We start from the raw sequence: 2,653 nt of genomic DNA on the forward strand, positions 1-2,653 counted from the left end.
TGTGACTGAGCGTCGTAGTTGTCCAGTTGAGCGTGTGGGCGGGCAGGGTAGCGCTGGCGCGAGGTGACGAGGCGGTTTCCGGTGATCTCGTAGTTGGTACACCCGGGTCGCGGTGTGCTGGTGAAGTGAGTTCCTTGGTCGATGCCGTACGCGAGGTTGGGCCGGTGTGGTCTCACACGTGCGCCCTGGACGAGCTGTTTCTGCCTTATGCCGTGCCGGAGGAGGCTGCGGGCCGACTGAGCGATGATCCAGGCTGGCTGCGTACGTGGACGGCGGTTTGGAAGGCGGGCAAGACCGAGGTCATCGTGCCGGTACGCGACCTCGCGGACGCGCCGACGGCGTTGTCCGTGCCGGTACGCCGGTTCTCCTGGCGAGCTGGTCAGAGGCACCGGCCGGGGCTGGAGGTCCTGGTCTCCACCGGTCGGCAGCACGGGTTCGAGAGCCTGGCGGAGCGGCGCCTGCTGCTGGCACTGGACTTCGCCGGCGGGGTGGTCGAGGTGCTGTCGCAGCCGTTTCGCCTGCGGTTCTCCCAGGCTGATGGCCCGGACTCGCACATCCCAGATTTCCTCGCGGTGACGCCGGGGGCGGCCTGGCTGTTCGATGTCCGGCCGGCCGGGCGGATCGAGCAGGAGGACGAGGTGCGGTTTGCCGCGGCGGCTCGGGCGGCGGCTGCGGTCGGCTGGCGGTACGCGGTTGTGACGGGTTGGCACCGGCAGGTGATGACGGGCCTGGACACGTTCTCGGCTCGGCGGCGGCCGATGACGGACCAGCTGGGCCTGCAGGGCCAACTGCTCGAGGTGCTGGGGCGGCAGCCCCGGCAGTTCGGGGACTTGGTCGAGCGGACACAGCTGCCGGCGGTCGCGCGAACTCATGCCGTTCATCTGCTCTGGCACCGGCGCCTGGCCGTGGACCTGCGCCAGCCGTTCGGGGACACCACATGGATTTACCCGGCGGGAGAGTGCTGATGGGGCAGAAGCAGCAGACGGTCCGCTTCGAGGACCTGGACGAAGAAGACCAGCGGCGGGCTCGCATCCGGCTGGCTCACCTGTTGGAGACCGAGACCGGTTACCGCAGCGGCAGTGCGTTCTGGGCCGAGGAGGGCGAGCCGCGCGCGCAGTTCGATCCGGCTCACGTCCCGCTGACGCAGCGCCGTGAGGCGAAGGTGGCCGAGCTGGCCGCCCTGCCGAGCGAGGACGCGAAGTTCCTCGGGCTCGGACAGGTCGGCGAGCGCACGCTGCGGCGGATGGCGGCCGCGTTCGCGGAGGAAGGGCTGGTGGGCCTGGCCGACGGCCGCTGGATGCGCGAGCTGTCCGGCCACCCATCGATCATTCCGGAGTTCGCCGAGGCGATCCGGGCGGTGCACGCCGAGTCGCTGCACCGCTCGCGGCTGAGCATGACGACCAAGGAGAGGATGATCCACCAGTACGTCCGGGAGAAGTTCGGGCCCGAGCTGGAGAAGAAGCTGCCGCACCGCACCACGCTGGCAAAGGTGTGGAAGGAGTGGTTCGGCCCGGACGGCGCCCGCCAGCGCTACGTGCGCTCGGCCGCGGCGGTGGAGCCCGGCGGCTCGCCGGTGGTCATCTCCCGACCCGGGCAGGTGGTGGTGCTCGACACCACCCCGCTGCCGGTGAAGGTTCTCGATGACGTCTTTGCCGAGCCGATCTCCGCCGACCTGACCCTGGCGCTCGATGCCTTCACGCACTCGCTGGTCGCCTTCCGCCTGACGCCCGGGTCGGACTCCTCGGTGGAGGTGGCGATGCTGCTGCGGGACGTCATGCTGCCGCTGCCGATGCGGCCGGGGTGGGGGCCGGAGATGGAGTGGCCCTACCCCGGGGTGCCGGCCGCGCTGGTGGCGGAGTTCGCCGGGCACCCGGTGGCCGGCCGGCCGTTCTTCGCACCGGAGACGGTGACCAGTGATCACGGAAGCGTCTACAAGAACCACCACCTGGTCCAGGTCGCCCGCACGCTCGGGGTGACGGTGCTGCCCGCGCGGGCGATGCGACCGCAGGACAAGGCGTCCTGCGAGCGGGCCTTCGCCGGCATCCAGTCCCTGCTGCTGGAGCTGCTGCTGGGCTATCGCGGGGTGGACGTCGCCGATCGCGGCGCGGACCCGGAGGGCGATGCGGTCTGGACCCTGTCGGAGATGGAAAACCTGCTGGCGACCTGGATCGTCCGCGCCTGGCAGAACCGGAAGCTGGACCAGTACGCGCCGGCCTGGGATCCGGGCGGCCAGCACAGTCCGAACACACTGTTCGCCGCGGCGGCCGCCCGGGACGGCCAGCCGCTGCACATCCCCGAGCCGAAGCTCTACTACCAGCTGCTGCCGGTGCACTTCGTGAAGATCCACCCCAACCGCGGGGTGAAGATCGGCGGGCTTTGGTACTCCGGGCCGGCCCTGCCACGGGCCGGGGGACCGTCCCGCCGGGGCGGCACCCACCGCGGGAAGTGGGCGGTCCACCGCGATCCACGCGACTGCCGCGAGGTGTTCTTCGAGCTCGGCGGCGTCTGGCACCCGCTGCGCTGGAAGGGGCTCCCGGACGGCGACGACGTCCCGGCGTTCTCGGACGCCCGGATCCAGCAAGTCCTGCGGGAGGCGGCCCGGCGCGGGCTGAAACCGCAGGACGACCGGGAACTGCTGCCGGTGCTACTAGAC

At 70.9% G+C, this 2,653-nt stretch carries 2 protein-coding genes; both read left to right on the top strand.

The window, feature by feature from the left end:
- The first annotated feature begins 164 nt into the window (after positions 1-164).
- Positions 165-965 (top strand): TnsA-like heteromeric transposase endonuclease subunit, encoded by an 801-nt coding sequence (locus ACFYMC_RS29655; RefSeq protein ID WP_388531221.1) that lies wholly within the window; start codon positions 165-167, stop codon positions 963-965.
- Positions 965-2,653: transposase (locus ACFYMC_RS29660; protein WP_388531224.1), on the top strand; the 1,689-nt coding region annotated here is incomplete at its 3' end. The genes ACFYMC_RS29655 and ACFYMC_RS29660, both read left to right, overlap by 1 nt.

Source organism: Streptomyces sp. NPDC006879 (genome assembly GCF_042869595.1).
Lineage (GTDB): Bacteria > Actinomycetota > Actinomycetes > Streptomycetales > Streptomycetaceae > Streptomyces.